This window comes from Bacillus sp. SRL337 (genome assembly GCF_984799155.1).
This window is the reverse complement of record NZ_OZ481793.1, coordinates 1,978,225-2,004,804: the sequence shown is the minus strand read 5'-3', so window position 1 is coordinate 2,004,804 and position 26,580 is coordinate 1,978,225. Positions and strand designations below refer to the sequence as shown.

General features: G+C 42.8%; 26 protein-coding genes and 1 pseudogene. 8 read left to right on the top strand and 19 right to left on the bottom strand.

Annotated elements, in window-relative coordinates:
* Window positions 1-51: 51 nt before the first annotated feature.
* The 5 genes from tlp to acnA all read right to left on the bottom strand — a co-directional run bounded on the left by tlp (window position 52) and on the right by acnA (window position 4,755).
* Window positions 52-309, bottom strand: a complete 258-nt coding sequence (gene tlp / locus AC4E8A_RS09890) for a small acid-soluble spore protein Tlp (RefSeq protein WP_490198285.1) — start codon at window positions 307-309, stop codon at window positions 52-54.
* Between the two features lie 38 nt (window positions 310-347).
* Entirely contained in the window at window positions 348-491 is a 144-nt protein-coding gene (locus AC4E8A_RS09885; protein ID WP_119545284.1) for an acid-soluble spore protein N, read from the bottom strand.
* Between the two features lie 605 nt (window positions 492-1,096).
* On the bottom strand, window positions 1,097-1,240 hold the full coding sequence (locus tag AC4E8A_RS09880; protein WP_490198283.1) for an FbpB family small basic protein: 144 nt from the start codon (window positions 1,238-1,240) through the stop codon (window positions 1,097-1,099).
* A gap of 108 nt (window positions 1,241-1,348) precedes the next feature.
* Entirely contained in the window at window positions 1,349-1,921 is a 573-nt protein-coding gene (locus AC4E8A_RS09875) for a peroxiredoxin family protein (protein ID WP_490198282.1), read from the bottom strand.
* A gap of 122 nt (window positions 1,922-2,043) precedes the next feature.
* A complete protein-coding gene (gene acnA / locus AC4E8A_RS09870) occupies window positions 2,044-4,755 on the bottom strand; it encodes an aconitate hydratase AcnA (RefSeq protein WP_490198281.1) in 2,712 nt (903 codons plus the stop codon).
* Between the two features lie 320 nt (window positions 4,756-5,075).
* Between acnA and sspO the strand changes: the two genes are divergently transcribed.
* On the top strand, window positions 5,076-5,225 hold the full coding sequence (gene sspO / locus AC4E8A_RS09865) for a small acid-soluble spore protein SspO (protein ID WP_044022356.1): 150 nt from the start codon (window positions 5,076-5,078) through the stop codon (window positions 5,223-5,225).
* A gap of 474 nt (window positions 5,226-5,699) precedes the next feature.
* Here sspO and AC4E8A_RS09860 read toward each other — a convergent pair whose 3' ends face one another.
* Window positions 5,700-5,963, bottom strand: a complete 264-nt coding sequence (locus tag AC4E8A_RS09860; RefSeq protein ID WP_490198827.1) for a hypothetical protein — start codon at window positions 5,961-5,963, stop codon at window positions 5,700-5,702.
* Between the two features lie 145 nt (window positions 5,964-6,108).
* Here AC4E8A_RS09860 and AC4E8A_RS09855 point away from each other — a divergent pair, with 145 nt between their 5' ends.
* Window positions 6,109-6,252 carry a small acid-soluble spore protein P gene (locus AC4E8A_RS09855; protein WP_490198280.1) on the top strand — a complete coding sequence of 48 codons (144 nt, stop codon included), beginning with the start codon at window positions 6,109-6,111 and terminating at the stop codon, window positions 6,250-6,252.
* Between the two features lie 182 nt (window positions 6,253-6,434).
* Here AC4E8A_RS09855 and selA read toward each other — a convergent pair whose 3' ends face one another.
* Window positions 6,435-7,838, bottom strand: coding sequence for an L-seryl-tRNA(Sec) selenium transferase (gene selA, locus AC4E8A_RS09850; protein WP_490198278.1), 1,404 nt, complete (start codon window positions 7,836-7,838; stop codon window positions 6,435-6,437).
* A gap of 148 nt (window positions 7,839-7,986) precedes the next feature.
* Between selA and AC4E8A_RS09845 the strand changes: the two genes are divergently transcribed.
* A complete protein-coding gene (locus AC4E8A_RS09845; RefSeq protein ID WP_490198277.1) occupies window positions 7,987-8,373 on the top strand; it encodes a hypothetical protein in 387 nt (128 codons plus the stop codon).
* A 31-nt stretch (window positions 8,374-8,404) separates the two neighbouring features.
* Here the strand turns inward: AC4E8A_RS09845 and AC4E8A_RS09840 are convergent.
* Together AC4E8A_RS09840 and AC4E8A_RS09835 are read right to left on the bottom strand one after the other, a co-directional pair.
* Window positions 8,405-8,590: pseudogene (locus AC4E8A_RS09840) on the bottom strand (Rdx family protein); the annotation flags it as partial.
* 124 nt (window positions 8,591-8,714) lie between these two features.
* Window positions 8,715-11,000 carry an AAA domain-containing protein gene (locus tag AC4E8A_RS09835; RefSeq protein ID WP_490198276.1) on the bottom strand — a complete coding sequence of 762 codons (2,286 nt, stop codon included), beginning with the start codon at window positions 10,998-11,000 and terminating at the stop codon, window positions 8,715-8,717.
* A gap of 120 nt (window positions 11,001-11,120) precedes the next feature.
* Between AC4E8A_RS09835 and AC4E8A_RS09830 the strand changes: the two genes are divergently transcribed.
* Complete coding sequence (locus tag AC4E8A_RS09830) at window positions 11,121-11,375, top strand: GlsB/YeaQ/YmgE family stress response membrane protein (RefSeq protein ID WP_490198275.1); 255 nt, start codon at window positions 11,121-11,123, stop codon at window positions 11,373-11,375.
* Window positions 11,376-11,412: 37 nt separating this feature from the next.
* Here AC4E8A_RS09830 and AC4E8A_RS09825 read toward each other — a convergent pair whose 3' ends face one another.
* Both AC4E8A_RS09825 and AC4E8A_RS09820 read right to left on the bottom strand, forming a co-directional pair.
* Complete coding sequence (locus AC4E8A_RS09825) at window positions 11,413-12,042, bottom strand: lytic transglycosylase domain-containing protein (RefSeq protein ID WP_490198274.1); 630 nt, start codon at window positions 12,040-12,042, stop codon at window positions 11,413-11,415.
* A 330-nt stretch (window positions 12,043-12,372) separates the two neighbouring features.
* On the bottom strand, window positions 12,373-12,489 hold the full coding sequence (locus AC4E8A_RS09820) for a YjcZ family sporulation protein (RefSeq protein WP_490198272.1): 117 nt from the start codon (window positions 12,487-12,489) through the stop codon (window positions 12,373-12,375).
* Between the two features lie 106 nt (window positions 12,490-12,595).
* Between AC4E8A_RS09820 and AC4E8A_RS09815 the strand changes: the two genes are divergently transcribed.
* Together AC4E8A_RS09815 and AC4E8A_RS09810 are read left to right on the top strand one after the other, a co-directional pair.
* The gene (locus AC4E8A_RS09815) at window positions 12,596-13,261 is read left to right on the top strand and encodes a hypothetical protein (RefSeq protein WP_490198270.1); all 666 of its coding nucleotides are present in this window, start codon (window positions 12,596-12,598) and stop codon (window positions 13,259-13,261) included.
* Entirely contained in the window at window positions 13,173-13,556 is a 384-nt protein-coding gene (locus AC4E8A_RS09810) for a hypothetical protein (RefSeq protein ID WP_490198269.1), read from the top strand. The genes AC4E8A_RS09815 and AC4E8A_RS09810 overlap by 89 nt, the downstream gene beginning before the upstream one ends.
* A 347-nt stretch (window positions 13,557-13,903) precedes the next feature.
* Here AC4E8A_RS09810 and AC4E8A_RS09805 read toward each other — a convergent pair whose 3' ends face one another.
* Together AC4E8A_RS09805 and AC4E8A_RS09800 are read right to left on the bottom strand one after the other, a co-directional pair.
* Window positions 13,904-15,421: a glycine betaine uptake BCCT transporter gene (locus tag AC4E8A_RS09805; RefSeq protein ID WP_490198825.1), complete on the bottom strand. Its 1,518-nt coding sequence runs from the start codon at window positions 15,419-15,421 to the stop codon at window positions 13,904-13,906.
* A gap of 499 nt (window positions 15,422-15,920) precedes the next feature.
* Complete coding sequence (locus AC4E8A_RS09800; RefSeq protein WP_490198268.1) at window positions 15,921-16,493, bottom strand: 3D domain-containing protein; 573 nt, start codon at window positions 16,491-16,493, stop codon at window positions 15,921-15,923.
* Between the two features lie 263 nt (window positions 16,494-16,756).
* Between AC4E8A_RS09800 and AC4E8A_RS09795 the strand changes: the two genes are divergently transcribed.
* Together AC4E8A_RS09795 and AC4E8A_RS09790 are read left to right on the top strand one after the other, a co-directional pair.
* Window positions 16,757-17,164: a hypothetical protein gene (locus AC4E8A_RS09795; RefSeq protein WP_490198267.1), complete on the top strand. Its 408-nt coding sequence runs from the start codon at window positions 16,757-16,759 to the stop codon at window positions 17,162-17,164.
* A 26-nt stretch (window positions 17,165-17,190) separates the two neighbouring features.
* A complete protein-coding gene (locus AC4E8A_RS09790) occupies window positions 17,191-17,562 on the top strand; it encodes a VLRF1 family aeRF1-type release factor (protein ID WP_490198266.1) in 372 nt (123 codons plus the stop codon).
* A 961-nt stretch (window positions 17,563-18,523) separates the two neighbouring features.
* On the opposite strand, the gene AC4E8A_RS09785 is transcribed toward AC4E8A_RS09790, so the two are convergent.
* The 6 genes from AC4E8A_RS09785 to AC4E8A_RS09760 all read right to left on the bottom strand — a co-directional run bounded on the left by AC4E8A_RS09785 (window position 18,524) and on the right by AC4E8A_RS09760 (window position 26,490).
* Window positions 18,524-19,324, bottom strand: coding sequence for a 3D domain-containing protein (locus tag AC4E8A_RS09785; protein ID WP_490198265.1), 801 nt, complete (start codon window positions 19,322-19,324; stop codon window positions 18,524-18,526).
* Window positions 19,325-19,674: 350 nt separating this feature from the next.
* Window positions 19,675-20,418 (bottom strand): type I methionyl aminopeptidase, encoded by a 744-nt coding sequence (gene map / locus AC4E8A_RS09780; RefSeq protein ID WP_490198264.1) that lies wholly within the window; start codon window positions 20,416-20,418, stop codon window positions 19,675-19,677.
* A 603-nt stretch (window positions 20,419-21,021) separates the two neighbouring features.
* A complete protein-coding gene (locus AC4E8A_RS09775) occupies window positions 21,022-21,684 on the bottom strand; it encodes a type 1 glutamine amidotransferase domain-containing protein (protein ID WP_490198263.1) in 663 nt (220 codons plus the stop codon).
* An 867-nt stretch (window positions 21,685-22,551) separates the two neighbouring features.
* Window positions 22,552-23,652: a M24 family metallopeptidase gene (locus tag AC4E8A_RS09770; RefSeq protein WP_490198261.1), complete on the bottom strand. Its 1,101-nt coding sequence runs from the start codon at window positions 23,650-23,652 to the stop codon at window positions 22,552-22,554.
* Between the two features lie 226 nt (window positions 23,653-23,878).
* Entirely contained in the window at window positions 23,879-24,145 is a 267-nt protein-coding gene (locus AC4E8A_RS09765) for a hypothetical protein (RefSeq protein ID WP_490198260.1), read from the bottom strand.
* 194 nt (window positions 24,146-24,339) lie between these two features.
* Window positions 24,340-26,490, bottom strand: coding sequence for a DNA topoisomerase III (locus tag AC4E8A_RS09760; protein WP_490198259.1), 2,151 nt, complete (start codon window positions 26,488-26,490; stop codon window positions 24,340-24,342).
* Window positions 26,491-26,580: the final 90 nt, after the last annotated feature.

Below are 26,580 nucleotides of genomic sequence, written 5' to 3'. Positions count from 1 at the left end.
TCTCATGCCCATAGAAGAAGAAGCTGCCGGTACATTCCGGCAGCTCCCGCTTTATCTATCCTGGTTCCCCTGGCCGTTTCTTTGGTAGGCTGCTTCATCTTTCAGTTCGCTCCTGAATGCGTCAATGCTTTCACGGCGGCGATCATTTTTTGCTTCGATAGCCTGCATTTGTTCTTGACTATCAGTATTGGCCATGGATTCTTCAGCTCTCTCCATATTCTGGATTGTGTGAAAAACCATGCTTTGCAGCTTCTCGACGTTGTCACTGCGGTCATCTGGATTCGAGTGATTGTTATATTCTTCTGCCATTGCGGTTCCTCCTTAGAATAAGAGTTACTCCTGCGAAGCTATTCTCCTTTAGTCTGGATCACCTGAGCGTGTTTCCCTGACTTGTCCTGCATTTGTTTCCCTTTGTTCCCTCCTGCTGCACGAGGCTGGGTTCCAAGATGATTCGGCACAAAGTGACTTCTGCTTCCTTTTGGATTACTCATAAAAAAATCCCTCCCTTAATCATTAGAATTTCCAAAGGATGGGGAGATATGAGCATTCTTTTATTAGTTATTCCTGGCTCTGTTGGGAATCAACGTATGCAGCTTAGTCCATGTTTGATATTGTTTGGAAATGCGGGAGCGACTCGAAGCTAAATGTCGTGGGTGGATGGTTTTGATGAGCCGGGTCAGGTTTTCCGCAACTTATTCAAAAAATCCCGTGGTTTAAGGAGAAATCTCGTCCCAATTTAGCTTTGCTTTTTAGATTCCTCGGCTGAATTCCGGTTAAATCGTGACTTACTTTGGAAAGTTTAAAGTATTGGGGTTTATTTCGGTGGAATTGCAGCTTCCTTGGCCTTTATTGGTTTCTTTCCTGATTTGGGACCACCCTTGACTCTTTTCGATTTTATGATTCCATTTCTGTGCATATTGGCATCTGGTTCAGACTCGTTTTCGCTCTGAGCGGGGATTCATGTCCGAATTACCGCCCGATTCGGACACTAACCCTCCCTTCGTGGTGTTTTCTCCAGAACAAATATTTTAGGCATTCCTGACCGAATGCCTGTCCTGAAAGTTGAACTAAATCGAATTGAGCCACCTTATGAACGTTACTCGGCTTTCTCCATCCGTTTGATTTCCAGCCTGGCTTCCACTCTCTTTTCAATGGCATCAATAGCTTCTGCATCCATCATTAACGCTTTTTTATTTTCGTTTACTAGATCGGCAAATGATTTTTTCCTTATTCTTCGCATTTCTTTACCCTCTCTTCTATTGCAATTTACTTTTAGTATGGGCAATCTTCCCATGAATTATAATCAATTTTCTAAAATTTTTAAAAAGAGAGGGTTTTCTCTTTATTTTTATTGTACAAAAACATGAAATCCTTCTTCATCCATGGCCCCGATGTGTTTATTCATTACATTCCCTTCCTCGTTTATTAAAATGGTGGTTGGAATGGAAATAATCTGATAGTCTTCATTAACGTTGTCATCTTTATCCAGAAGGACTGGGAATGTTATTCCTGCCTCCTTGGCGAATTCTCCTGCACGATCCTCTGGATCGATATTGATGGAGAGAACTTCAATGTCTTTCTGTGTCGAAGTTGTAAATGCTTCTAACGCCGGGAGTTCATTTGTACACGGGGTACACCAGGCTGCCCAAAAATTGATTAAAACTTTCTTTCCTTTAAAATCTGATAATGATACTTTCTGTCCTGTTAATGACATGAGTGTGAACTCGGGTGCTGGGCTTCCAAGTTTAGGCCCAGGAAGACGGTCAGTTATCCCACTAACAGAAGCTGCTTTAGAATTTACAGATGTTTGAATTGCTTTTGATTCTTTTTCAATGTCATACATTCCCGGCATTGATTTATTCTCCGTATAAACAACTACTGTAAATAAGATTATTAAAACTATTCCCATCAGCTTTTTCACTGATTCAGGCCTCCAAAAATTCGTATTCGTTATATATTATGAAAGCCTGTCTGAATTTATTAGTTTCAATTTTATGATAAAAAAACACCCGTTCCACTTGCGAAACGGGTGTTTTTACATCATTATGCTTTAAGTTTGTCGCGAAGGACCATTTGCAGGATCCCGCCGTGACGGTAGTAGTCAACTTCAACATCTGAGTCGAAACGGACAAGTGCTTCGAATTCAGTTTTGTTGCCGTCTTCATCAGCAGCCGTAACTTTGATGATATCACGAGGTTTTACACCTTCAGCAAGATCCACAGAGATGGATTCTGTGCCTTTCAGTCCAAGTGTATCAGCATTTTCACCCTTCTTGAATTGAAGAGGAAGAACACCCATCATCACAAGGTTTGAACGGTGGATACGCTCATAGCTTTCTGCGATGACTGTTTTGATGCCAAGAAGGTTTGTCCCTTTGGCAGCCCAGTCACGGGAAGATCCCATTCCGTAATCTTTGCCAGCAAGTACCGCAAGGCCGATTCCCTGCTCTTTGTACTTCATGCATGCATCGTACATTGCCATTACTTCATCTTCAGGCCAGAACGTTGTAAATCCGCCTTCGGTTCCAGGAGCAATGCGGTTACGGATACGGATGTTGGCGAATGTCCCGCGCATCATTACTTCATGGTTACCACGGCGGGAACCATAAGAGTTGAAGTCGCGAGGCTCTACGCCATTGCTGCGCAGGTACTTACCAGCTGGTGTATCTTTACCGATGGCACCGGCAGGAGAAATATGATCCGTAGTTACGGAGTCACCGAACTTACCTACCACTCTCAGTCCATCTAAAGGCTTGATATCTTCCGGAACCGGAGCAAGGCCTTCAAAGAATGGAGGGTTCTGAATGTACGTTGATTGGTCATCAAAGCTGTACAATGGTTCGTTGCTTGTTTTGATTTCGTTCCAGCGTTTGTTATCATTGAATACATTTTCATATTCCCTGCGGAACAACTCAGGTGTAACGGTTTGTTTTACAACATCCTTCACTTCATCTTGAGTCGGCCAGATATCAGCAAAGAAGACATCGTTTCCGTCTTTATCTTTTCCAAGTGAATCGTTTTTAAGGTCGATATCCACTGTACCAGCAAGCGCATAGGCTACAACCAACGGAGGTGAAGCAAGGTAGTTTGCTTTTACAAGCGGGTGGATACGCCCTTCAAAGTTACGGTTACCGGAAAGAACGGAAGTCAGAAGCAAGTCTGCATCTGCAACAGCCTTCTCGACTTCAGGACGGAGTGGACCTGAGTTACCGATACATGTTGTACAGCCGTAACCGACAAGGTTGAATCCAAGCTTTTCAAGCGGTTCGAGCAATCCGGAATCCTGAAGATATCCTGTAACAACCTTTGAACCAGGTGCAAGGGAAGTCTTCACGTAATCCGGTACAATCATGCCTTTTTCAGCGGCCTTTTTCGCTACAAGTCCTGCCCCCAGCATTACGTAAGGGTTAGAAGTGTTCGTACAAGAAGTAATTGCGGCAATACCGATGCCTCCTGTAGGAATTTTCACTTCTTCGCCAGCCTGGTTAGTATAAGTGGCTGTCTTTTCAATTTCTTTTTCATCAAGGCCGAATCCTTGGACTCCTTCAGGATTTGTAATCGCTTTATGGAAAGAAGGTTTCATATCGGAAAGCGGGATCAAATCCTGCGGACGCTTAGGGCCGGATAGATTTGGTTCGATTTCGGACAAATTGATTTCCACAACATCCGTGTAGATTGGATCCTCATTATCCGGAGTGAAGAACATGTCGTTTTCTTTCAGGTACTGTTCAACAACATTGATGTGTTCTTCAGAACGGCCAGTCAAACGCATGTAGTCAAGCGACTCGGCATCTACCGGGAAGAATCCGCAAGTTGCACCATATTCAGGCGCCATGTTGGCAATTGTCGCACGGTCAGCGAGCGGAAGCGTTGCAACACCTTCGCCAAAGTACTCGACAAATTTACCTACAACACCTTTTTGGCGCAGGACTTGAGTGACTTTAAGCGCTAAGTCTGTTGCAGTCGCGCCGTTTGGCAGTGCTCCAGTCATTTTAACGCCGATTACTTCAGGGATCGGGAAGTATGAAGGCTGTCCAAGCATTCCTGCTTCTGCCTCGATACCGCCTACGCCCCACCCAAGTACACCGATACCATTGATCATGGTTGTATGGGAGTCAGTACCCACAAGTGTATCAGGATATGTTTCAAATTCACCGTCTTCGTTTTCAACTGCGTGAACGACATCTGCAAGGAACTCAAGGTTAACCTGGTGGACAATACCAGTTGCCGGCGGTACTGCACGGTAGTTCTTGAATGCTTTTTGTGCCCAGCTTAAGAACTGGTAACGTTCTGCATTCCGTTCGAATTCAAGGTCCATATTGACTGCAAGTGAGTCGGCTGTTCCATATTTATCAACCTGTACAGAGTGGTCAATAACAAGATCAACCGGGATTTCCGGATTGATTTTGTCTGGATCTCCGCCGATATCAGCCATTGCTTTACGCAAGGAGGCCAAGTCTACTACTGCAGGTACTCCTGTGAAATCCTGCAGGATTACACGTGAAGGCTTGAATGGAACTTCAGCATCCTTCACATCTTTAGATCCAAATTTTGCAAGGTTTTCTACATGCTCTTTGTTGATTACGCGGCCGTCATATTGACGCAGTACTGATTCAAGCAATACCTTCACTGAGTAAGGCAAACGTGAAACGTTGGCTACGCCAGCCTCTTCTAATGCTTTTAAACGATAAAAATGATAGCGTTTCCCCGCTGCCTCGAATGAAGCACGGGATTTAAATACGTCGTTCTTCGCCATCTCGATTCCCCCTCTTAGAGATTGTAACGATTTACATGTGATGAAAAGTTTGATTTTTTTAACTTGGTCACATTAACATCTTAATACAAGCGATTACATAAGTAAATATCAAGAAAGTTATTGTGTTTGATAAGTTTTTCTTATAGGATTTCCACTTTTCATTTCGTCTCTGACTAAAAAACCATTTAAATAAGGTTTTTATTAAAAAAATCAGACTTCTCTGTGCACTACTTATTATCCTGAAAAAACAAATGAAATTGGTTTCAACTCATAGCATCGCCCTCCCGAGGAAACGATAACTGTAAAGGGAGGTGACCGGAATGGCCAAAAGAAAAGCTAATCATATCCGCGAGGGCATGAATGCCGCTAAAGCTCAAGGTACAGGTGCAGGATATAATGAAGAGTTTTCTAATGAACCGTTGACTGCTGCTCAAAGACAAAACAACAAAAAGCGCAAGAAAAATCAATAATCAAACAATTTCAACTATATAGTAACAAATATTGCGCCCTTTACTCAATTGAAAGGCCTTGCATTTTAAAACTAAGTAATTGGAGTGGTTTCTGTACTAGCTGTAGCGAATCCGCCCTGCGCGAAAGTGTAGTGAAAGCTGGAATATTCATGCTCAGCAGCGCAGGAACTGGGCGGCCACTTGCATTGTACCAATGGTTCAAGATGAGCAAAGCCAATCGATGAAGAATTACCTCATGTAGATAGGTGCAAATCTGATGGCCGCCGGGCTATTGCAGCTGAATACCAAAGGATTAGCCGGCAAGTCCGTTATCAGTATGGGGTTGAGCTGGTTGGCATCCGGATAACCTGAAGTCCGCGGCTCCCTAGAAGTTGCTTTAATTTCATATAACATTTTGTAATTTGGCTTGTTCGATATTGACAATGCTGAACAAGAAAGGGATCGGCCAAAAGTTGGCCGATCCCTTTCTTTTGTTCAGTTCGGATTTTGGTTTACTTGCTGCATGACAGATGAGAGGTCATCTTTCATTTTTTCAAGCTGACCGCGCTGATGCTCAGAAGCGGTTTCAAGTGCATTTTCAATCTGTTGGTACGCCTCATTCACTTCATTCTTCAGGTGCGCCAGCTGATGGCCGTAGTCAGCACCATCCAGTACCAATTCATTCACTGCATCTTTTACTTCCTCATGACCTTGCTGTGCTGCCTGAAAGGCCTGCTGTTTATCTTTATGATATGGCATGAAGTCATCTCCTTTAGAAGAATAATCCATTGTTAGAATCTCCTTAACCTGAGGGAATTATACGCGACGCTGAATTCCCTCAAGCATATAGGAGATGAATAACGGACCGCCAAAATCCACATTCTACTTCTAGGAGGGATGCAAAGTGAACAAAAATGATGGTAAAGATATGCGCAGAAATTCCACTAAAGGACAGCCTACCGGTCAACCAGAACCTTTAAGCGGGTCAAAAAAAGTGAAGAACCGTAACCATACCCGCCAGAAGCATAATCAGCATCACGACATGTAGACGAAAAGGCAGCAGACCGGCTCCGCTTTGAAAAAAGTATTATGTCTGCGAAAGCGATTCGAAGATGAGTTATCGCCAGGAGGAGCAGCAATCAGCCATGGGTTCCTTAGTTGACTATTTGGAACATGGCCTTTTCTTCTTTGAAAAACACAGTCTCCTTGCTTGAGACTGTGTTTTTGATTCTACCTATTTCCCAGTCCTAATAAAGTTTGGCGAATCACATGAATCTCTTCTTCATTGACAGTCCTGAAATCGAGAAGTACTTCGTCTCTATGGATCCTGGCGATAATCGGGGTGTCGGCTTTTCGAAGCTTTTTTTCCAACTGCGCAGCATCCATATGGCTGTGCCCAAGGGAAAGGACATATGTATTAAGTTCCACTTCCGGCATCGTCCCGCCTCCAACCTGGCTTTTACCCGGTTTTACTTCAGCAGAGAAGCACCCGGATTCCATAATAGAACGCTGCATCTCTTCTGCTATCATTTTTAATTCGCCTGGCTCCTTCAGCAGCGATTTGTAAGCTGGGATGTTTTTTTCCTCCCCTTTCAGGTAATCCAGTAGGGTTCCTTCCAAAGCTGCCAACGTCATCTTATCCACACGTAAAACCCGGGACAGCTGATGTTTTTTCAACTTTTCAATGAGTTCTCTTTTGCCGGCGATGATTCCCGCCTGCGGTCCCCCAAGCAGTTTATCACCGCTGAATGAAACAACGTCCGCCTCCTTTGCAATTACATCCTTAACCAATGGTTCGGAACCAATGCCATGTTTCTTTAAGTCATAAAGCATACCGCTTCCCAAATCCTCGTAAAAAATCACATCATCGTATTCCGCTGATAGTTTGGCCAGCTCGTCTGTCTTGACTTCTTCCGTAAACCCTTTGATGACAAAATTACTTCTGTGAACTTTCATGAGCATTGACGTATTGTCGTTTATCTTTTCAGCGTAATCAGAAATCCGCGTTTTGTTGGTTGTTCCGACTTCAATCAACTCTGTACCGCTTTCTTCCATGATCGAGGATACACGGAATGAGCCTCCGATCTCTACAAGCTCCCCTCTTGAAACAATCACTTCTTTTCCCTTACCAAGAGCAGAAAGGATTAAGAAAACAGCAGCAGCATTATTATTGACCACCATCGCCGCTTCTGCCCCGGTGACTTCCTTTATGAGCGTCTCAGCATGTGTATGCCTGGAGCCCCTTGTGCCTTTTTCAAGATTATATTCTAAATTATTATAATTGCTGGCGATTTCCAGCACATGCCTGGCTGCAGTTTGACTCAATCTTGCCCTTCCAAGGTTGGTGTGCAAAACGGTGCCGCTGGCATTGATTACTTTTGATAAAGTATAGGAAAATTTACTGTTTGCTGCCTTTCCGGCTTGTTGGATCAGATGGTTATTCAAGCCCGCACTTCCAGGCAGCGGACCGTTCCAAGTCCCATTCAGGATTTGGCTCCTGAGGCTGGCCACAGCTTCTTTAATGAGTTTTGTTCCCTGGTCCATTGAGATGCCTTGTTCCTTCACCATTTGGTCAAAGCTTTCCTCATGTTGAATTTCATGGATAGAAGGGATGTTTCTTAACAGTTCTTTCATACTCGTTGCCTCCGATTCCATACACAGTGAATATTTCACATTATACCACCCACACATCATAACCCAAAAAGAATAAACTGTTGAAAAGGAAAGCTTATTTTCTTCTTTACAGTCTCGAAATAAGCCCAAAGGAAAGATGGAGGAAAACATGACATATTCGGGAGATGATTTTAAATTAGAAGACTGGGAACAATGGATGAAAGACTGGCTGCTTGACCCTTATACTACTCAACTCGATGAAACACAATTCAGGGTCGATTTATTCGATACCACGGAAGCGTACATTGTTGAAGTAACGACCGAAAAATTTTCAGTTCAGGAAGTCATCCTTACTAAAAAAAATCAAACACTTACCATCGAGATTATCCCTAAAGAAAAAGATAGAACGAAGGCCAGGTCTGTCAACTTCCCCTTCTCCTTAAAGTATCATCCGATACAGTTATATCCCCAGAAAGAATATTTGGAAATCCATATATTGAAAGCGCTCGACAAACAGCCGGCTCCTTCGGTCATCCGGTTCCAAGGTCAAATATAAAAAAAGGATCAGCCGGCAGTGAGGCTGATCCCTATTTATTCTCTATGTGTTCAATGATTTCGTCTGGATCAGGAAAGACTCCTGTATCCAATTTAGAGTAGATTTTCTCTCCATCCACCGACACTTCAAATGCGCCTCCTGATGAAGGAGTCAATTTCACTTCTTCCAGGTCCCCCCGAAAATGGTTGAATAACTCTTCCGCGAACCTCGCGGCTTTAGGCGAGTAGTTTCACATCATACAAAATTCAATGCACATTTTGAACTTCTTCATAGGATATTCCTCCTTTTGGTGAGCTCTCTTTCTGTTATTTTAATACAGGGAAAACCTTTGTGCAAACGCTTCATTCTCTTTGATATGGCAAATTGGATTCATATGCAATATAAAAGTTCCCTGAAAACACCCGGGCCATGTATGGAAACGAATCCTTTACTGATTCGTTTTCAGTAAGACCGTACCATAAAACCTTTTGATCAAAGCCGATGAATGGCTGAATGAATTCCCGTGCATCGGTTTTATAGTCGTTTAAAGGAATTCCTTTGTTATGTTTACATAATATTATTATAGTTTTCTTTTCTTCGACACTCCTTACTGCCCTCCATATACTCTCTGGAATATCTTCTACTTTTTCAAACGATAGAAAAACTTCTGACTTTGCATTGATGATATCCTTTTTTATCTTTGCCAGGTCCGTTTTTTTGAACCACCTCAACCTCTTCGTATGGTTCTGTATAAAAACAGAGTACGGATCAGGAAGGGACTCAGACAGTCTCTTTTCCATAAAATCAATTAATTTACGAACCGGCTTATCGCCGGATACACGCCTTTTGACAAACTGATGGTCGCCCAGCAAGATGAATTTACTTTTTGCTCTGGTCACCGACACGTTGATGAGCCGGCCACTTCCTTTCTTTGTTAACAACATGCCCGCTTTTTCCTGCGGCGAGCTGTCTGTAAGATCGAATAAAATCATGTCTTTTTCCGATCCCTGAAACTTATGGACAGTTGATGCAAAGATGTCCGCAGATGTTGGAATATCACGTTTGTTAAAGAATACTGGGATGATTCGGTTCATCCATTTCGCTTGTGCCCTGTAGGGAGTGACGTATCCGACCGATGTCATTCCTGCTTCATTGGCTGCAAGCATCAGTTGCAGAGACACCAGGCTAGACATTACATTCCACCTTGAGCCGCTGTCTGTCAGACACCATGGTAATCCGTCAATAAGAGGAAATAAGAAGATTGCTTCCCCTGGAAAAGGGTCAAGGTTTGTAACTTGGGTACGCTGTTTCCGAATGTCAGGGTGGTCTTTCACCAAAGAATGATAAAAAAAGTCATTTGTGAAGGCGGATATATCAGGGTGCATCCTCCGCTGGACTGGCAAAAGCAACAAGTGCGGGGGGTGGCCGCCTTGTTCAACCTGGCTGGCGATATCCGCTAAATGAAAAATATCCTCCTTAAGCCACTTTTCTGCCAATCTATGCCGAGACACAGCTATCGGCGGAAGCTGCTTGAAATCCCCGCATATGACGACCCTTGTCCCAAGTGTTGCTGCAAAAGCTATTTGCGGGGTATATGCCATGCTCGCTTCATCAATGATGATCAGGTCAAACTGGGTCTGATATATCATCGGATCGATGGCCGCTTTTGAAAGAGTGGTCGCCACCACTCTCGCATCATTGACAAATTGCCCTTCCATTTTCCTCAGTTTCTCCCTCAGTTTCACTAATCCCACTTCAACTTTAGTCAACTGAGCAGAATCCTTTGAGTTGAACTTGACCGATAATCTCTTCTTTAACAAGATTCGTTTTCGTTCAAATTTATGTTTTCGTTCACTTACACGTATATCTTCCATTTCAGTCAGTTTGACCACACTTAATTCAGGATGGGAATGGACTTCTTCTTTTTCTGGTATGCCATAGCGGATGACTTCTCCAGGCGTCCACTTCCCGTTTTCCTGCAAGAACTTGCTTAGCTCCAAAGTCAACACATCGATTGCTGCATTGCTGTGTGAAAGAAGCAGGATCTTTCGGTCATTTACATATTGATAAGCAGCAGTGCGTGCCAATGTATATGTTTTTCCGGTGCCGGGCGGTCCCCATATATAGGTAACCGGGTTATACTTGGACCTTAATACTGCTTCATGGACATGATTCTTGGCCTTTTCAGCCGGATGGTAAGTCTTCTCTCCAGGATTCATTACCCTTTCAACCATCTTTAGTTTTACTGTATCTTCTTCTATCTCCTCCAGCCGCTCAATTAATTGGTTAAGAAGGTCCCATGGCTCATTATGTAATAACCCTCTCCCTATCTCTTCGCCCAAATCACAATCCAACTCGACGATTACATCGACCCCTTCAGAAGAAAGCACCTTGCCTTCATGCTTTTTTCTTCCATATTCAAAGATAATCGATCCTCCTTGAAACAAGCTTGCTGGATATGCCATTACCAGCCAATACACAGCGCCCCCTTCAGAGGTATCCAAGTACTGGCCCTTTATAATTGTAATCCCCCTGCTTTCAAACTCTTTTAACTTTTGAATCTCAGCAATCAATGCTGTTTTCCATTGTTGTATCATTCTTTCTGCTTTATTCATAGCTGCTGCTCCTAATGGTGAAGATTTCATCATTATTATTCCTTCCTCAAGGGAAACTATAGATATACCCAAAATATGATCTGGTTTAACATCTTGATGTTCTGTGTATATTAAACAAGAAATTAAATTTATTCAATTAGGAGGAAAAATAGTATGAGTTTTATTCTATATTTGATCATTGGCGGTATTATCGGATGGCTTGCAGGTTTGATTCTGGGAAGAGACGTCCCAGGAGGTATAATCGGGAACATTATCGCCGGGATTATTGGTGCTTGGCTTGGCGGTTTAATCTTCGGGGATTTCGGTCCTGACATAGCCGGCATGGCAATCATTCCCGCATTGATCGGCGCAATAATTCTCGTCTTCTTGTTGAGCTTGATCATGAAAAGCATGAGGAAGAATCGTTAACCATGGAAAAAGAAAAAACAGGCTGCTGTAAACTGAATCAATCAGCAGCCTGTTTTTTTGTGTTTTCCTGTTTATATCTTTCTGCAAAGAACAACACATCTTCTACATACTGTTCGCTGTGGTTGTAGGCAAAAACAGCCTTTTCGAGGTCTCCGTCCGCAGCTCCATTGTTCGCAAGGTAGTTGGCTGCACTGAAGACGGCATCTTCAATATCCCACGGATCTGCTCTGCCGTCACCGTTGGCATCTACACCGTACCCTCCATACTTTGCAATTACTTCGGGATCAGTCAACTCTTCTTTTGGAATGTCTCCTTTACCGAGGCCTTCACAAGTGGGGTGTGACCATCCGACAAACGTGCAGGGCATAAATTGAAAGGGGCCTTCAGCTCCCACGGCCGACACCATCGTCTTCATTGTAGAAAATTTTGTTTCGACCCTATGGTGAGCAGCAAGCAGGTTCCATGGCACTCCATATTCACGGGAAGCGTCTTTATAGATCGGGATATATTCAGGGGGAATTTCGTCTCTTGCTTCCTCTGACAGTTCTTGATAGGTCAAAAATCCACCATATACAATAAAGTAAGTCAGAAGAATTGTAAAAGGAATAAGCAGGATCTTTAGAGGCGACTTCCTATTAATTTTCCGTTTTCGGCGTTTTTTAGCCATTTAGATGCATCAACCTTTTAATAAATGTCTTTCTTATTTTAAGAAAACTTGAAGGTATAAGCAACTGATAGTCTTCTGGAAAGCAAAAAAGGGTCCTAATGTATCAATCCTAATCAAGAAAAGGCAAACGCGCCATGTATAACCCCTGTCAAGCTATAGAGAAGCCCCTGGGCATTGGAATCCTTAATGGCTATTCTTCTTTTGACTCGAATCCTTTGGAGTTGAAGATAGACGTCGAGCCTCCAAAAAAACACTTAAGCGCTGAAATGTTTATTCTTCACAAAAATAAAACAGCTTCAGCGGGACGTTCCACTGAAGCTATCGCCATCATTAGTTTACATAAGCTGCACCAACGATGATCAAAAGAATGAATAGAACTACAATCAACACAAAAGTGCTGCCATAGCCACCGCCACCACCGTAGCCGTATCCGCCGTATCCGTACATACATGAACACCTCCTCGTACCATGGTTATTACACTGTATGCTTTACAGAGAAGAATGACTGAAGTAAACGCCCTGAATAACCAAAAAACTTTAGGTTTTTGCACTGGTGCTTTATATATCGGGACAGAAAGCAGCTGGGAACAGGGAAAGGTGTCGCGATTCGGGTGGAATCGGGACAGAAATCGCCGGAGAGGAGTCTAGGGAGTCGCGATTCGGGCGGAATCGGGACAGGAAAGGCCGGAGAGGATTCCAGGGAGTCGCGATTCGGGCGGAATCGGGACAGAAATCTCTGGAGAGGATTCTAAAGAGTCGCGATTCGGGTGGAATCGGGACAGAAATCGCCGGAGAAGAGTCTAGGGAGTCGCGATTCGGGTGGAATCGGGACAGGAAAGGCCGGAGAGGAGTCCAGGGAGTCGCGATTCGGGTGGAATCGGGACAGAAATCTCTGGAGAGGAGTCCAGGGAGTCGCGATTTTGGCGGAATCGGGACAGAAATCTCCGGAGAGGAGTCTAAAGAGTCGCGATTCGGGTGGAATCGGGACAGAAATCGCCGGAGAGGAGTCCAGGGAGTCGCGATTTTGGCGGAATCGGGACAGAAATCTCCGGAGAGGAGTCTAAAGAGTCGCGATCGGGTGGAATCAGGACAGAAATTGCCGGAGAGGAGTCTAGGGAGTCGCGATTCGGGTGGAATCGGGACAGAAATCGCCGGAGAAGAGTCCAGGGAGTCGCGATTCGGGTGGAATCGGGACAGGAAAGGCCGGAGAAGAGTCTAGGGAGTCGCGATTCGGGCGGAATCGGGACAGAAATCGCCGGAGAGGAGTCCAGGGAGTCGCGATTCGGGTGGAATCAGGACAGAAATTGCCGGAGAGGAGTCCAGGGAGTCGCGATTCGGGTGGAATCGGGACAGAAATCGCCGGAGAGGAGTCTCTAAAGAGTCGCGATTCGGGTGGAATCGGGACAGAAATCGCCGGAGAGGAGTCTAAAGAGTCGCCATTCGGGCGGAATCGGGACAGAAATCGCCGGAGAGGAGTCGAAAGAGTCGCGATTTTGACGGAATCGGGAATTTGATGATGTGCTGCGGCTGGTTCCCTTTAGTCAATCGACCTCTTTATCTGATGTGCTCTTGAGTCTTGTGCTTACCTTGAGGTATTGCACGATTCCCCCCTATGCCTAGGAATTTTGGTGCATTCTCCTAGGTATTGCGCCACTTTGTCCTTATTCTTCACAAAATTTGGTCTATGCATGATACGTTGCACCATTTCCCCCCTATCCGCTAAGCCCTCCATATTCACTAAATTTATTGTTCCCAGCTTACCGATTCAAAGTGTTGGTCGCTTCCAATAGTTCGGGCAGCCCGTAATCCTCCACAAAAAAAACAGGCAGCCCCATGTTCTGGCCTGCCTGTTTTTTCGTTATCATTTAACTTTATTACGTGGTTTCGGTTTAAGATATAAACCTAACTCTTTCTTTTCTTTCGTCAACGCTTTATATAGTGACACCATCATCAAGATCATGATCATTGAGAACGGGAACGCCGCAATAATCAAAGCATTTTGCAAGGCTTGGAGCCCGCCGCTGTACATCAAGATCAACGCTACTGTTGACTGGGCAATACCCCAAGTCAATTTCACCGTATTCGGAGGTGTCAATGATCCGTAAGTTGTCTGCATTCCCAATACAAATGTCGCAGAGTCAGCAGAAGTAATAAAGAATGTACTGATTAGTATTACAGCCACAATCGATAGGACGGCTGATAATGGAATTTCATTGAATACCGCAAACAGCACTTCTTCAGTGGCGTAACTAGATAGATCCACCACACCTGATTGCTGAATGTCAATTGCGGCAGTTCCAAAGATCGTGAACCAGATCATGCTTACCAGGGCTGGCAGCAGAAGCACTCCGAATAAAAATTCACGGATGGTTCTTCCGCGGGACACACGCGCAATGAAGATCCCGACGAATGGAGACCAGGAAATCCACCATGCCCAGTAGAAAATGGTCCAGCCATTGATCCATTCCTGGTGGTCAGAGTTCAGCGGAGCAATACGGAAAGACATCCTCACGAGATTTTGTACGTAAGCACCAAGAGTGTCCGTAAACAAATTCAAAGTAAGCAGTGTCGGACCGACAATGAAAATCAGTACAAGCAAAGCAACAGCAAGTACCATATTCGTGTTACTCAAATATTTAATACCTTTACTTAATCCCGACCAAGCGGAGATCATGAACAGGACGGTTACAACCGCAATAATGATAAACTGCACGGTAAAGTTGTTTGGAATCCCGAAAAGGTAGGAAAGCCCTCCATTGATTTGGGCAGCACCGAAGCCAAGCGTTGTAGCAACCCCGACAACAGTCGCAAAGACTGCCAGAACATCAATGATGGTTCCAAGCGGACCATTTACACGATCACCAAATAATGGTTTCAGTGTAGCGGATACAAGACCGGGTTCTCCTTTTCTGAATTGGAAGTAAGCAAGTGCAAGCGCCACAAGAGCATAAATGGCCCAAGCATGGATTCCCCAATGGAAGAACGCGTATCGCATTCCCTCTTTGATCGCTTCGTTTGTACCTCCCTCTGCCATTGGAGGCGCCAAAAAATGAGAAAGCGGTTCTGCTGCTCCCCAGAATACAAGCCCTATCCCCATTCCAGCACTGAACAGCATTGCAAACCAGGTAGATGTACTGTATTCAGGTTTTTCATCCGGTTTCCCCAAGCGAATGGTTCCGATTGGGCTGATAATAAGAAAGATACAGAAAATTACAATCGCCGTAACAAGAATTAAGTAGTACCAGCCGAACCGTGTAGTAATAAACGATTGGACTCTGGCTGTCATTTCTTCAAAACTTCCAGGAGCAGTGACCCCAAAAATCAGTGCTGCCAAAACGATTGCTACCGTGATCCAAAAAACACCTGATATTTTCTTCATCATCATTCTCCTTTCGTATGTAATGTTTTTAGTTGTTCATACACATTTGTAAAATGAAAGCCCCGCCGTACAAGACAACATTTTTAACCCTATCAGAAGGTGTGGGTAGAATCAACCAATATGCATAGTTATTGGAAAACTTATTACGCACCAGTATCAATACTTGGTTTATTTTTTCCCTGAATTTCAAAATGATACTTAAAAATAAAACCTCCATGAAAGGGCGTAGAAATGAATGATTCCCCTTTCTCTTACAAAAGCTAACACTTGAATATGGAAGTAAATAAAAGGAGGAAATATCAATGACAAAAAAGAACCCTGCATCCCAGCATGAAGCGGCTAAAGAGCTGGCAGAGCGACAAATGAGCGATAGAAAAGAAATTCAATCTGTAAAAAATCCAAACACAAAACCAGGTCGTTAACCCATTAAAGCGCTAAAAGGGACAGTCCCTCTTAGCGCTTTAATGGGTTAAAGGAGAATTCTTCCCCTGCTTTTGCTTTATTCAATTATTTCTACTGTAATATTTCTAACTCCATATTCCATTGCTTCCTCACGTTTCGGAATGAATATGTCAATTCGGTTTCCATTAATGGCACTTCCGGTATCTTCTGCAGTAGCATATCCGAAGCCTTCTACATATACCTTGGATCCAAGCGGAATAACATCCGGGTCAACCGCAATCACTTTTTCATCTGGATTGGCTCTCAAGTCAACACCTGTTTTTGTAATGCCGATGCAGCCATCACAATAAGCTGTATAGGCTGTTGCTTTGACCTCGATTTCTTTTATTACATTGTCTTCACCTTGAACCTGGCTCTCTTCTGTTTCAACCTGCTTCGGTATCAAGACTTCTTTACCATTTTGGATGAGTTCCTTCCTTGTTTCTACAGTGAAATCAGCTTCATCCTGTTTAGAGGCAAGCTCCCAAAGCATGTCACCTTCTTTGAGATTGTGGTAATCTTTCACATTTTCTTCAGTATCGTTTTCTTTATATTCCTCTGCTTGTACAGATAATGTTTGAAATCCAATTATAATAATGGCAATAATGGCAAGCCATGATGTTTTCTTCATGTTGTATCCTCCTTTACGGCTGTTACGCCAACAGAAGTCATAGTAACATAGGCTCATCTCATAACAGTGTCAAAAGAATGATGAAACCATTACATATCATTACAGCCTGTAAATTTTAAGGAATATATTCACACGCTCCCCAATTCTTTGAGTGATCCCATTAATTCTTCCAAAGTTTCCATCTTGTTAATTTTCCATTAAATGTTTACACCATCTTCTTTTCAGATAAATACATAATAAGAATTTATAAGGAGGGCAAACAAATGAGTTTAACCAAAACATTGAACAAATTGGAGAACCTTCATTTACAAAAACCTGACAAACTCCTTACCATGTACCTGAACACAGATCGAAGAGATCCTGATCAACAAGGCGGAAAGTGGAAGATTGCCATGAAAAATGGCTTTAACAGTTTTGAAGAATATCTGGATGTCAGTAATGCAGAGGAGAAAAAGAAAATGAATGGCATCCGTGAGAAGGTTGAAACCTATGTACTCAGCCTTGAAAGGGATCTCCCCAGAAGTATTATTGTTTTCGCCTCGGAAGACAGTGGAATATGGGAAACATTTGAACTGCAAGTTCCGGTCAAAACCAACTTTTACTGGGAAGAATATGCTGTCCTTGACCAATTGAAAGAACTTCAGTCCAAATATCTCCCCTCACTGGCTTAATTTTACTTCAGCAAAACCAGGTAAAGATGATTCAAACACAATTCGGAGAAGTGGAGGATACCCAGATGTTCCATTTTGATTTGGATACAGAGGAATGGAGAAGGCATGCAGGCCCGCAGCCTGCTGATATCAATATTGGATCTAATGGAGGCAGCGCCAACCAGGACGACCATTTCAAAGAAAAAATTGAGGCTCATCAAAAACGCTGGTACAAAAGCCTTGGCAGTAAGCTTGATCAGGAGGCCGCCAATCGGAAATGGAACAAGATTATTTTGGTTGGTGATAAGGGGACAGGCAACGTCTTAAGCAAGAATATGAACAAGGAGGTACATGGTATCATCCAAAAGAACCTCCTTAATGAAAAAGAAGAAAGGGTATTAGAGGAGATTTTGGTATAAATTTAGACAGTCATGGATGCAAAGATGGATATGCCTCCATGACTGTCTTTGTAATTGTTCCAAACAACCAGTGTGTGGAAGCGAGGTTTCGTCTGCTTCTGGAAGCCTCTCAACCCGCCCCTATAAGGATGACTGGCTGGGTTTCCTTTGTACACTCATGCTCTTATGGTAAAGAATCTGTGTATTTCTTCCAATTTCTATTTTCGATTAAATAGACCGAACTGAATTCTCAGAATAGCATTAATTGAATCCCACATTCTTAGCCGATTCTTTGTATTTGTTTCATATTTCTATCCACTGATTCCTCAAAAAAACACGATCTCCTGAATTTTTGATTCTCATATCGGTAGTTTAATTTGGCAGGCCGAACAACTATCATGTGCTGATTCTTCCTTTTTAGTAACAAAGAGAACTGGCCAAAATTTTTGGGGGACCTGCCTAGTATATGAAGTGGTCCGGACAAGCATTTATCTTTATAATAATGACACCTTGCTGTTCACATAAATTTTGGAAAATACGCCGAAAACTTTTTTCTATTTTCTAAATCTGTCTTTTGTTCTAGGGGACATAGGGGACAAGTTCAATCCCCTGTTTCTCCCTCTATACCTCGCCGGGCATAATTCATCTTTGGTATATTGAAATGTTCGGGAAACGGAAACCAACCCTATCCCCATTTGTCAATGGAGGTAATCGGCTTCTTTCTTAACCTTTATTCTGTTTCATACCAACTTCGTGAATCTTTCCATCATTAATCTAAATAACTGTAGAAAGCAAGAAGAGAAGAACGGTTCTCCCTTTTGAGAAAAAGACCTCTACCACCGGTTTATGAAAGCAGTAAGCCTTGTCAAAACCGCCTTTTAATATCCTACACTTTATACTCTCTGGAACCCCGGCATAGTCAGGGATTTTCAAAACCATCAAAAAAAGCAAAGGTTTTCACCTTTGCTTCATGGGTATTATATTAATCAAGAATCGTAACTTTTACAGAACGGACTCCCCAGTCAACAGCCTCTTCTTTTTCAGGGATGAATACGTCTATTCTTTTTCCTTGGATGGCACCGCCAGTGTCCTGTGCAGTTGCGTATCCATAACCTTCAACATATACCCTTGTTCCAAGCGGAATTACATCAGGATCCACGGCAATGACTTTCGCCTCGGGATTTGCATTCAGGTCGAGACCTGTTTTCGTTACACCTGAACAGCCTTCACAGTTCGCTGTATAGGCTGTAGCTTGGACTGTAACTGCGTTGGCCGCTTCTTTAGTAGACTGTGTATTTACAGGGGTCTCTGCAGGTTGTGCTGCCGTCTCCTCAGGTGGTTGAGTCTGCTGTGTTTCTTGTGGTTGTTGTGTTTCTGTTGTTCGCTGGGCTTGTTCCTGCTGATTTACTTTAACAGCCAGTCCACGGCTATCCAAATCGACAGTAAGATTTTGCCCCGGATAAATTATATCTGAAGTCAATGAATTGGTATTCTTTAATTCATTCACTGAAACGCCATAATATTTCGCGATTCCCCATAAAGTATCTCCGGATTCTACTATATAATTTTCAGTAGATGATACCCTCAGATGCTGATTAGGGAAAATCAAGTCAGAGTTTAAGTTATTCCATTTCAGGAGATCTTCAACCGTTGTTCCATATTCCTTTGACAATCCCCAAAGTGTATCGCCCTTTTTTACTTCTACCTTTTCTGCAGAGGCACTCGCGCCCATTGTTAGAGTTAAACTTGCTGCCGTTGCAAGAGTGATAACTGTTTTCTTCATTCTAGTAATCCTCTCCTTTGTTAGTAAGTGGTACGATATCTTTACTCACAATCTTCATGCTAACATAGGAGTACTACAATGCAGTTACGAGAGTATAATAGAGGCAATACAGTTGTATTTCAATGTTGTAATGGGATATTGTGCCTTAAAATGAAAGAATTGGAAGGCTATTAAAGAAGAAAAAAGGTGAATGTTACAGAAGGGAATTTGAAAGGTAAATAAGTATTTTATATTTATAATAATACCTGTTCTCCCCTTCTAATTCAATATAGTTTAGTGAAGTTTCTACAATAATCAACATAAAAAAGCAGCCTGTGAAGGAATCACTGGCTGCTTTTCTTGAATAATTTTTATAGGGTTAAAATGATTGGGTCGCCTTTCGTCACGACGATCGTATGTTCAATCTGCGCTACATAGCTTTTATCCTCAGTGACAAATGTCCATCCATCCGATTCCTGGACTATCTCTTCAGCATTCGTCGAAACGAAAGGTTCAAATGCAATGACCATTCCATCTGAAAGAAGGCCGTTATCCCAAGGGTCAAAATAATTCATGATATGGGCAGGTTCTTCGTGAAGTGATTTCCCAACACCATGTCCCGTAAGGTTTTTAATCACCGTGTAACCATTTTTGCGTGCTTCATTATGAACAGCCTTCCCAATCCCGTTTAATTTTGAACCTGCTTTGATTTTTCTCAAGCCGGCATCAAACGATTTCTTGACTGCCTCACAGAGATCCTGAAGCTTTTCGTCTCCCTTTCCAGCTACAAAGGAAATGCCTGTGTCGGCATAAAAGCCATCCTTTGAACCGGAAACATCGATATTGATCAGGTCTCCTTCCTGAATTACCCTGTCACCGGGAATACCGTGCGCAACTTCTTCGTTTACACTGATACATGTGAAACCTGGAAAATCATACTCTTGTTTAGGAGCTGAGATGGCTCCGTGTTTGTCAAACAATTTTGCCCCAAGCTCATCCAGTTCTTTGGTCGTCATTCCCGGCTTGGCAGCAGTTTTCATCTCATCCCTTATGGATGCGACAATACCTCCGATGGTTTTCATTGCTTGCAGTTCTTGTTCGTTTTTAATAATCATAATATCTTCCTTCTTTTAAATAGTCTCTTTATATTATACAGATTTCAAAATGAATGAGAAGGAAATTGCCTTTTCTTTGTTTAGATAGCGTTTTCCTCCTTGCATGCAGTTTATTTCCCCTTCCAGGATCTTCAAATTTCCCTGAAGATTAATTATTGTCCTCGAGAAAAAGGAAAGCATATGCAGCCAAAATCAAAACAACCATTGCGGTTGGATATGTAAATGTTGTCAAGGACAATTGCCCGCCCGAGATTGTGCTTAAAGAGTTTGATACAGGCCGATTTTCATAATACCTGGTCGTCATTCTTTAATTGAAGCAGTGTGGTGATAACAGAGCGAAATGTTAACTCAATAGGAAAGTACCACTCCCTTTTCGAATGCTTCATCAGTATGTCATTCTTTTGAAAGGCCTGTTTTAGTATGGTTCGTTGCTTGTGGAATCTTACAAAGCAACCTTTAGATACGAATGCTTTACCATAAAACGGATGAGTTGTTCTTTCTTGCTTTTGAGCTTACGTAATTCAAATTGAATACCAACGAAAAGAACCCTTTGAAATAAAATAACCGAAAGCCGGCACGATTATCCGGCTTTCGGTTGGCTGTTCATCCAAGTTGTTCCACAAACGCTCTTGCAGTACTTAAACTGGACTGCGGATTCTGTCCTGTAACAAATCCTGTGTCAGTAACAGTATAATCAGAAAATGGACTCCCTTTTTGAAAATCAGCTCCATTTTCCCTGAGCTTTGATTCAAGCAGGAAGGGAACCAACGAGTCCAATTCCATCTGCTGCTCTTCTTCATTGGTAAAACCTGTGATACTCTTCCCATCGACCAGGTATTTGCCGGAAGATAGCTTCACATCTACAAAACCTGCAGGACCGTGGCAAACAGCTCCAATCAGTTTATTATTCTCGGCGAAGTGTGCCAGCACAGATTGCAGCGCCGAGTCTCCTGGCAGGTCAAACATCGTGCCATGTCCCCCGGGCAGGAAGATTGCATTATAATCGTTCACATTCACTTGTGACAGAACAAGCGTGCCCTCCAATTCACGGATAGGGTCCTCCCATTCATCCGGAGGCATCTCCCCTTCGGTTGTGCTCCTAGGGTCTACAGGCACCCTTCCGCCTTTAATACTTGCGACACTTACACCATATCCCCTGCCGGTGAATTCCACGTATGGCTCTGCAAACTCAGACAGCCATAAGCCCGTATCATGCTTTTTATCCATTTGATCAGTGTTTGTCAGCACCATTAAAATCTTCTTCATTTGTATCTATTCCTCCTTTTTCCTGTTAACCTCTATTTATCCTTGGCGGCATTTGATTAAACAATCTTAAACAAAACCGCTTCCTATCAACAAACCTCCAGTGTGTTTAAAAACTAACTCGTTCAGTTCAGTGGGAGAAACCAATAAATTGAAAGGTAATTTGCGGTACAATTTGCATAGCATTTTGTATCAGCTTTTGTATCGACATACCAATGGTTTTGAAGTTTTTTCGCTTATTGCTGCATACTGATTTGCAGGCCAATTTGCACTACCGCATAAATTCATGTGGTGTTGCAAACTGGTCTGCATTTTATGTTACAAATTTGTCCGCGGATTCGTTATTGCCAGATACAATAGATGGGAAGAGAAAGGGGGAGTAACGAGTGATTGAAAAAATAAGGGGAGATTTTACCGTTAGATGTAGAGTAGACGTGGTTTTTGCGGAAAATAAGGGGAGTTTTTCCCTTTATACAAAGCAAAGCTGCCTATTTTCACGTTTTTTGAGTCAAATAAGAGGAATTTCTCCCTCTATTTAAGCTGTTTTCAATACGATTTGCTAATTAAGGGGAATATTTCCCTCTATAAACCTCAATTAGCAAAGAACCTGGGTTCATTGCTGAAGAATGCAAAAGTTTAACGGGAAACCGGCTGTTCAACCGATCTGGGGCTTAATTGAATAACGCATAATAGAAGTGAGGAGCTGCAAGGTCGTTGGCAGCTCCTCTTTTTTGTGCAATTTTCATTCATAATACACTTCAAAACAGCCTGCAAAAGTCTTTGTATTTTAACCTGCAAAACCACCAGCAAGTAGGCATTTTCTCTCTCTCATCCGAACGAGTTGATTTAAAAACACACTGGAGGTTCTTCTTATTCTATGATTTGCAGTTCTTTTGGGAATGTTGTCAGGGTTTCATATCCATCAGCTGTGACCAGGACATCATCTTCTATTCTGACACCGCCAACTTCCGGTAAATAAATCCCCGGTTCAATGGTATAAACCATCCCCTCTTTCAGGATTCCGTCATTCAAATGACTCATTGAAGGGAACTCATGGACATTGATTCCCATCCCATGCCCAATGCGATGTGGAAAATAGTCTCCATACCCGGCATCAGTAATGATTTTCCTCGCAGTGCTGTCCAAGTCACCGATTCTGTTTCCTGGCTTGCTTGCCTCAAGTGAAGCTTTTTCTGCTTGTAAAACCGTCTCATAAATTTCTTTCTGCTTATCAGATACTGATTTGAAAGCGACAGTTCGCGTAATATCTGAGCAGTAACCGTCAAGGACCACCCCGAGGTCAAACAGGACAAAGTCTCCCGGCTCCAACTTCCGGCTGCCTGGATTTCCATGCGGTTCACCGGACTTTTCACCGAACAGGACCATGGTTGAAAAGGACATCTCCCTAATCCCTTTCTTCTTCAATTCAAACTCAATTTTGGCCAATACTTCCATTTCAGTAATACCCTCTCGAAGGGCGTCTACACCTGTCTGCACTCCGAAGTCAGCCATTTTTGCTGCACGTCGCAAAATCTCAATTTCTTTTTCATCCTTCACTACCCTTAGCTCATTCAATTTCTCTTCGGCATCGATGACTTCCGCATCAGTGAAAAGCGATAAAAACGCCTCACTGCGTGAATATGAAAGCACCTCTTTTTCCAAAGCGACTTTCTCTGCATTCGCTGTTTTTCTTTTTTTGATAGCTTCACCGATTAGAGCCCAAGGGTTTTCATGGTCTGAATACCCAATGACCTCATGATTCCAGCCGGCACTCTTCAATTGCCCTTTTTCCATAGCAGGGAGGACAAATAGCGGTTCCGCACTTTTGAACAAAAATAGGCCCATCAGCCGTTCATGCGGATCTGTAAGGAAATTCGATAAATAAAATACATTTTCTTTCGAGTTGATAAATACCGCTTCAATATTCTGGTCGTCCAACCAAGTTTGAAGCTTTTCGATACGACTGGTCATTTTGCTACACTCCAATTCACCTTTATGTATTTAGTAAGATTATATGAAAGTAATCATGACAACACATTAACATAGTTTTCAATGGAAGTTAATTAAAAGGCAAGGATTCACTTTAGCGCTTTAAAGCAGCCGGGGACTGTCCCCGGCTGCTTTAAAGTGCTAAAGTGTTTGTGCAAATTAAAAACACCTTCATAACGATGTAAGAAGGTGTTTTCGTAAAGGGGATTCAGACTTCCGCTGTACCAATAAAGTCTTTCAATAGCTCTTCAGCCTGCATCCGCGCTTGGACATTGTCCGTACTGATCGGTGTAAATTCAAGCTGCCCTGCACGCTCGGAAACTTCAATCATGATGTCATTAGATACATGGAAAGGAAATAGCGCCCTTGGCAGGTGCTGCATCGGATTTTCTTCATTGGTTTGTTCACTTTCGTATAATGATAGTGTAATAATTTCATCAGACATATTTTCAATTCTGTAAAGGCCAATATCCACTACAGTTCACTCCTCTATGAATATTTATGATGTGTTATTAATCTAAACTTACCCGTTATCCTGAGGTTGAAACCGTATTTAGGAATAATTCTTCATCTTAATGACTAGCATATTATTCCATGTGTAGAAATACAGGAGCTCTTTTGTTGATTGTATTTTGATTTCATCAATGAAACTATTATATGAAAATCGTATTAATTCTGAAATTCAAACTCCAGCTTTTTGCCATCCTTGTTCCACTTCAAGACAGCATCAAAGGTGCGCTCTCCCTTTTTGAATCCTTTTATGATGTCCGTCTTTCCCTCACTGATCAATTTTTTTGCATTCGTTTGGGAAAGCTTCTTCTTCATGATCACCTTGGAGAGAGTGAAGCTGCAATTGGTTTTGTTATAAGCACTGCAGCCATAGAATTCACCTTTGTCAATTACTTTGGCACTGCAATACGGACAGTCACCGACCGACTTGCCAAGTGATGCGCGGGAACGTGTTCTCTGAATGGTTTCGGTGTCGATGCCGTCAAAGGTCCATACTTTGGAAGCTTCGATCGCGTCTCCGATGATCTTCCCGCTGAGTTTTTTAACCTGCTCCATGAACTGCGGGGCAGAAGCTTGTCCCTTACCAATTTCGCGAAGCCTCTGCTCCCATTTGGCCGTCATTTCCGGTGATGCAAGAATCTTCTCACCTATCGCTTCAATCAACACTTTGCCTTTGTCAGTTGCAAATACAATATTCCGTTTCACTTCAATATATTTTCTATCTTTCAATCCAGCTATGATACTTGCCCTTGTCGCCTCGGTCCCGAGTCCTTCCGTGCTGCTGAGGATCTTTTCAAGTTCTTCGTCCTCCAAATGCCTGCCTGCCGTTTTCATCAGGGTGATCAACTGCCCCTCTGTGTATCTCTTTGGAGGCTGCGTCTTCCCCTCTTTCACTTTGACGCTCTTTACTTTACCCGTTTCTCCTCTTTGGACCAACGGGAGAAGCTGCTCATCCTCTTTTTCATTTTGAAAAATAACTTTCCTCCAGCCTTCTTGAATTTGAACCTTTCCTTTGGAAATAAATTCAGCACGCCTATCCACCAGTGTGACCAAAGACGTATAATCGAAGATCGATTTCTCGTAGTGGGCAGCAATCAGTCGGCGGACGACCAGGTCATAAATTTTCTGCTCATCTGCTCCAAGTTTGTCAGGATTTTTGACTTGTTCAGTCGGAATGATTGCATAATGATCTGTGACCTTCTGTTCATTCACATACCTCTTATTATTCAACAACGATTTTACAGGAAGCGGGAATAGGTCCTGATAAACGGGCAAACTGCTCAATTTAGTCAAAATTTCCGGAAACGTCTCCGCTTCTCCTCTTGTAACATAGTTAGAATCCGAGCGCGGGTACGAAACAATTCCTTTTTGATAAAGCTTTTGCAAGGTATCCAGTGTCTTTTGCGGTGAAAATTTATACAGCTTGTTAGCTGTTGCCTGCAGTGAAGAAAGATTGAACAGCAACGGCGGCTGATATTCCTTTCTTTCAGTAGTAATATCCTTTACTTCTGCCGCCTTTCCTTTACAAAACTCTGCAATTTTCATTGCCGTCTCTTTATCTTTTACTCTCGATTGTTTCTCTTTTTCCCATTTTCCTTGATAGACCTTGCCGTCGATATCAAAATCGGCTGTTACTTCCCAGAACGGCTCGCTTACAAAGCTCTCAATTTCTTTTTCCCTTTTGACGATCAATGCCAAAGTCGGTGTTTGAACACGGCCCGCCGAAAACACATCCGACATCCCTTTTTGTTTCAGCAGAATACTGTAAATCCTTGATGCATTCATCCCGATGATCCAGTCGGCACATGCTCTGGAGTACGCTTCATAAAATACGCTCCTGGTATCACTTTCATCGAGGAGCTTGCTGAATCCTTCCGTAATGGCTTTAGGTGTCAAGGAAGAAATCCATAACCTCTTCATCGGCTTTTTGACCCCTGACATATTGATGATGTTCCGGACAATGAGCTCTCCTTCACGTCCAGCATCTCCCGCATGTATGATTTCAGTGACAGATGGCTTCTTCAGCAGGGACTTTACAGCATTGAACTGCTTGAACTTCGACCTGGACACTTCATATTTGAACTTTTCTGGAATCATCGGCAGTGTATCGATGCTCCACTTTTTCCAACTACTGTTATATTTTTCAGGAGACTGCAGCTGCAAAAGATGTCCGATAGCCCATGTAATGTAAGCACCTTGGGGAAACAGCTGGTTTGGCAGGACTTCAATGAACCCATGCCCTTTTTTATGTGGAAAAGGCTTCGCTAGTGCAGCTCCCTGATCAGGCTTTTCAGCAATTATTACTTTCATGTCCGGCTCCTTTTTTAAAATTTTATAATCATTGTATTCGTGAAATCCAAGACTTCACATGACAAATATTCTTCATTGTAGCATAATTTC

Excerpts from the sequence above, each read along its gene's own strand:
- tlp (WP_490198285.1), bottom strand. The coding sequence starts at position 309 with ATGGCAGAAGAATATAACAATCACTCGAATCCAGATGACCGCAGTGAC.
- AC4E8A_RS09885 (WP_119545284.1), bottom strand. The coding sequence starts at position 491 with ATGAGTAATCCAAAAGGAAGCAGAAGTCACTTTGTGCCGAATCATCTT.
- AC4E8A_RS09880 (WP_490198283.1), bottom strand. The coding sequence starts at position 1,240 with ATGCGAAGAATAAGGAAAAAATCATTTGCCGATCTAGTAAACGAAAAT.
- acnA (WP_490198281.1), bottom strand. The coding sequence starts at position 4,755 with ATGGCGAAGAACGACGTATTTAAATCCCGTGCTTCATTCGAGGCAGCG.
- sspO (WP_044022356.1), top strand. The coding sequence starts at position 5,076 with ATGGCCAAAAGAAAAGCTAATCATATCCGCGAGGGCATGAATGCCGCT.
- AC4E8A_RS09860 (WP_490198827.1), bottom strand. The coding sequence starts at position 5,963 with ATGCCATATCATAAAGATAAACAGCAGGCCTTTCAGGCAGCACAGCAA.
- selA (WP_490198278.1), bottom strand. The coding sequence starts at position 7,838 with ATGAAAGAACTGTTAAGAAACATCCCTTCTATCCATGAAATTCAACAT.
- AC4E8A_RS09845 (WP_490198277.1), top strand. The coding sequence starts at position 7,987 with ATGACATATTCGGGAGATGATTTTAAATTAGAAGACTGGGAACAATGG.
- AC4E8A_RS09835 (WP_490198276.1), bottom strand. The coding sequence starts at position 11,000 with ATGATGAAATCTTCACCATTAGGAGCAGCAGCTATGAATAAAGCAGAA.
- AC4E8A_RS09830 (WP_490198275.1), top strand. The coding sequence starts at position 11,121 with ATGAGTTTTATTCTATATTTGATCATTGGCGGTATTATCGGATGGCTT.
- AC4E8A_RS09825 (WP_490198274.1), bottom strand. The coding sequence starts at position 12,042 with ATGGCTAAAAAACGCCGAAAACGGAAAATTAATAGGAAGTCGCCTCTA.
- AC4E8A_RS09820 (WP_490198272.1), bottom strand. The coding sequence starts at position 12,489 with ATGTACGGATACGGCGGATACGGCTACGGTGGTGGCGGTGGCTATGGC.
- AC4E8A_RS09805 (WP_490198825.1), bottom strand. The coding sequence starts at position 15,421 with ATGAAGAAAATATCAGGTGTTTTTTGGATCACGGTAGCAATCGTTTTG.
- AC4E8A_RS09800 (WP_490198268.1), bottom strand. The coding sequence starts at position 16,493 with ATGAAGAAAACATCATGGCTTGCCATTATTGCCATTATTATAATTGGA.
- AC4E8A_RS09795 (WP_490198267.1), top strand. The coding sequence starts at position 16,757 with ATGAGTTTAACCAAAACATTGAACAAATTGGAGAACCTTCATTTACAA.
- AC4E8A_RS09790 (WP_490198266.1), top strand. The coding sequence starts at position 17,191 with ATGATTCAAACACAATTCGGAGAAGTGGAGGATACCCAGATGTTCCAT.
- AC4E8A_RS09785 (WP_490198265.1), bottom strand. The coding sequence starts at position 19,324 with ATGAAGAAAACAGTTATCACTCTTGCAACGGCAGCAAGTTTAACTCTA.
- map (WP_490198264.1), bottom strand. The coding sequence starts at position 20,418 with ATGATTATTAAAAACGAACAAGAACTGCAAGCAATGAAAACCATCGGA.
- AC4E8A_RS09775 (WP_490198263.1), bottom strand. The coding sequence starts at position 21,684 with ATGAAGAAGATTTTAATGGTGCTGACAAACACTGATCAAATGGATAAA.
- AC4E8A_RS09770 (WP_490198261.1), bottom strand. The coding sequence starts at position 23,652 with ATGACCAGTCGTATCGAAAAGCTTCAAACTTGGTTGGACGACCAGAAT.
- AC4E8A_RS09760 (WP_490198259.1), bottom strand. The coding sequence starts at position 26,490 with ATGAAAGTAATAATTGCTGAAAAGCCTGATCAGGGAGCTGCACTAGCG.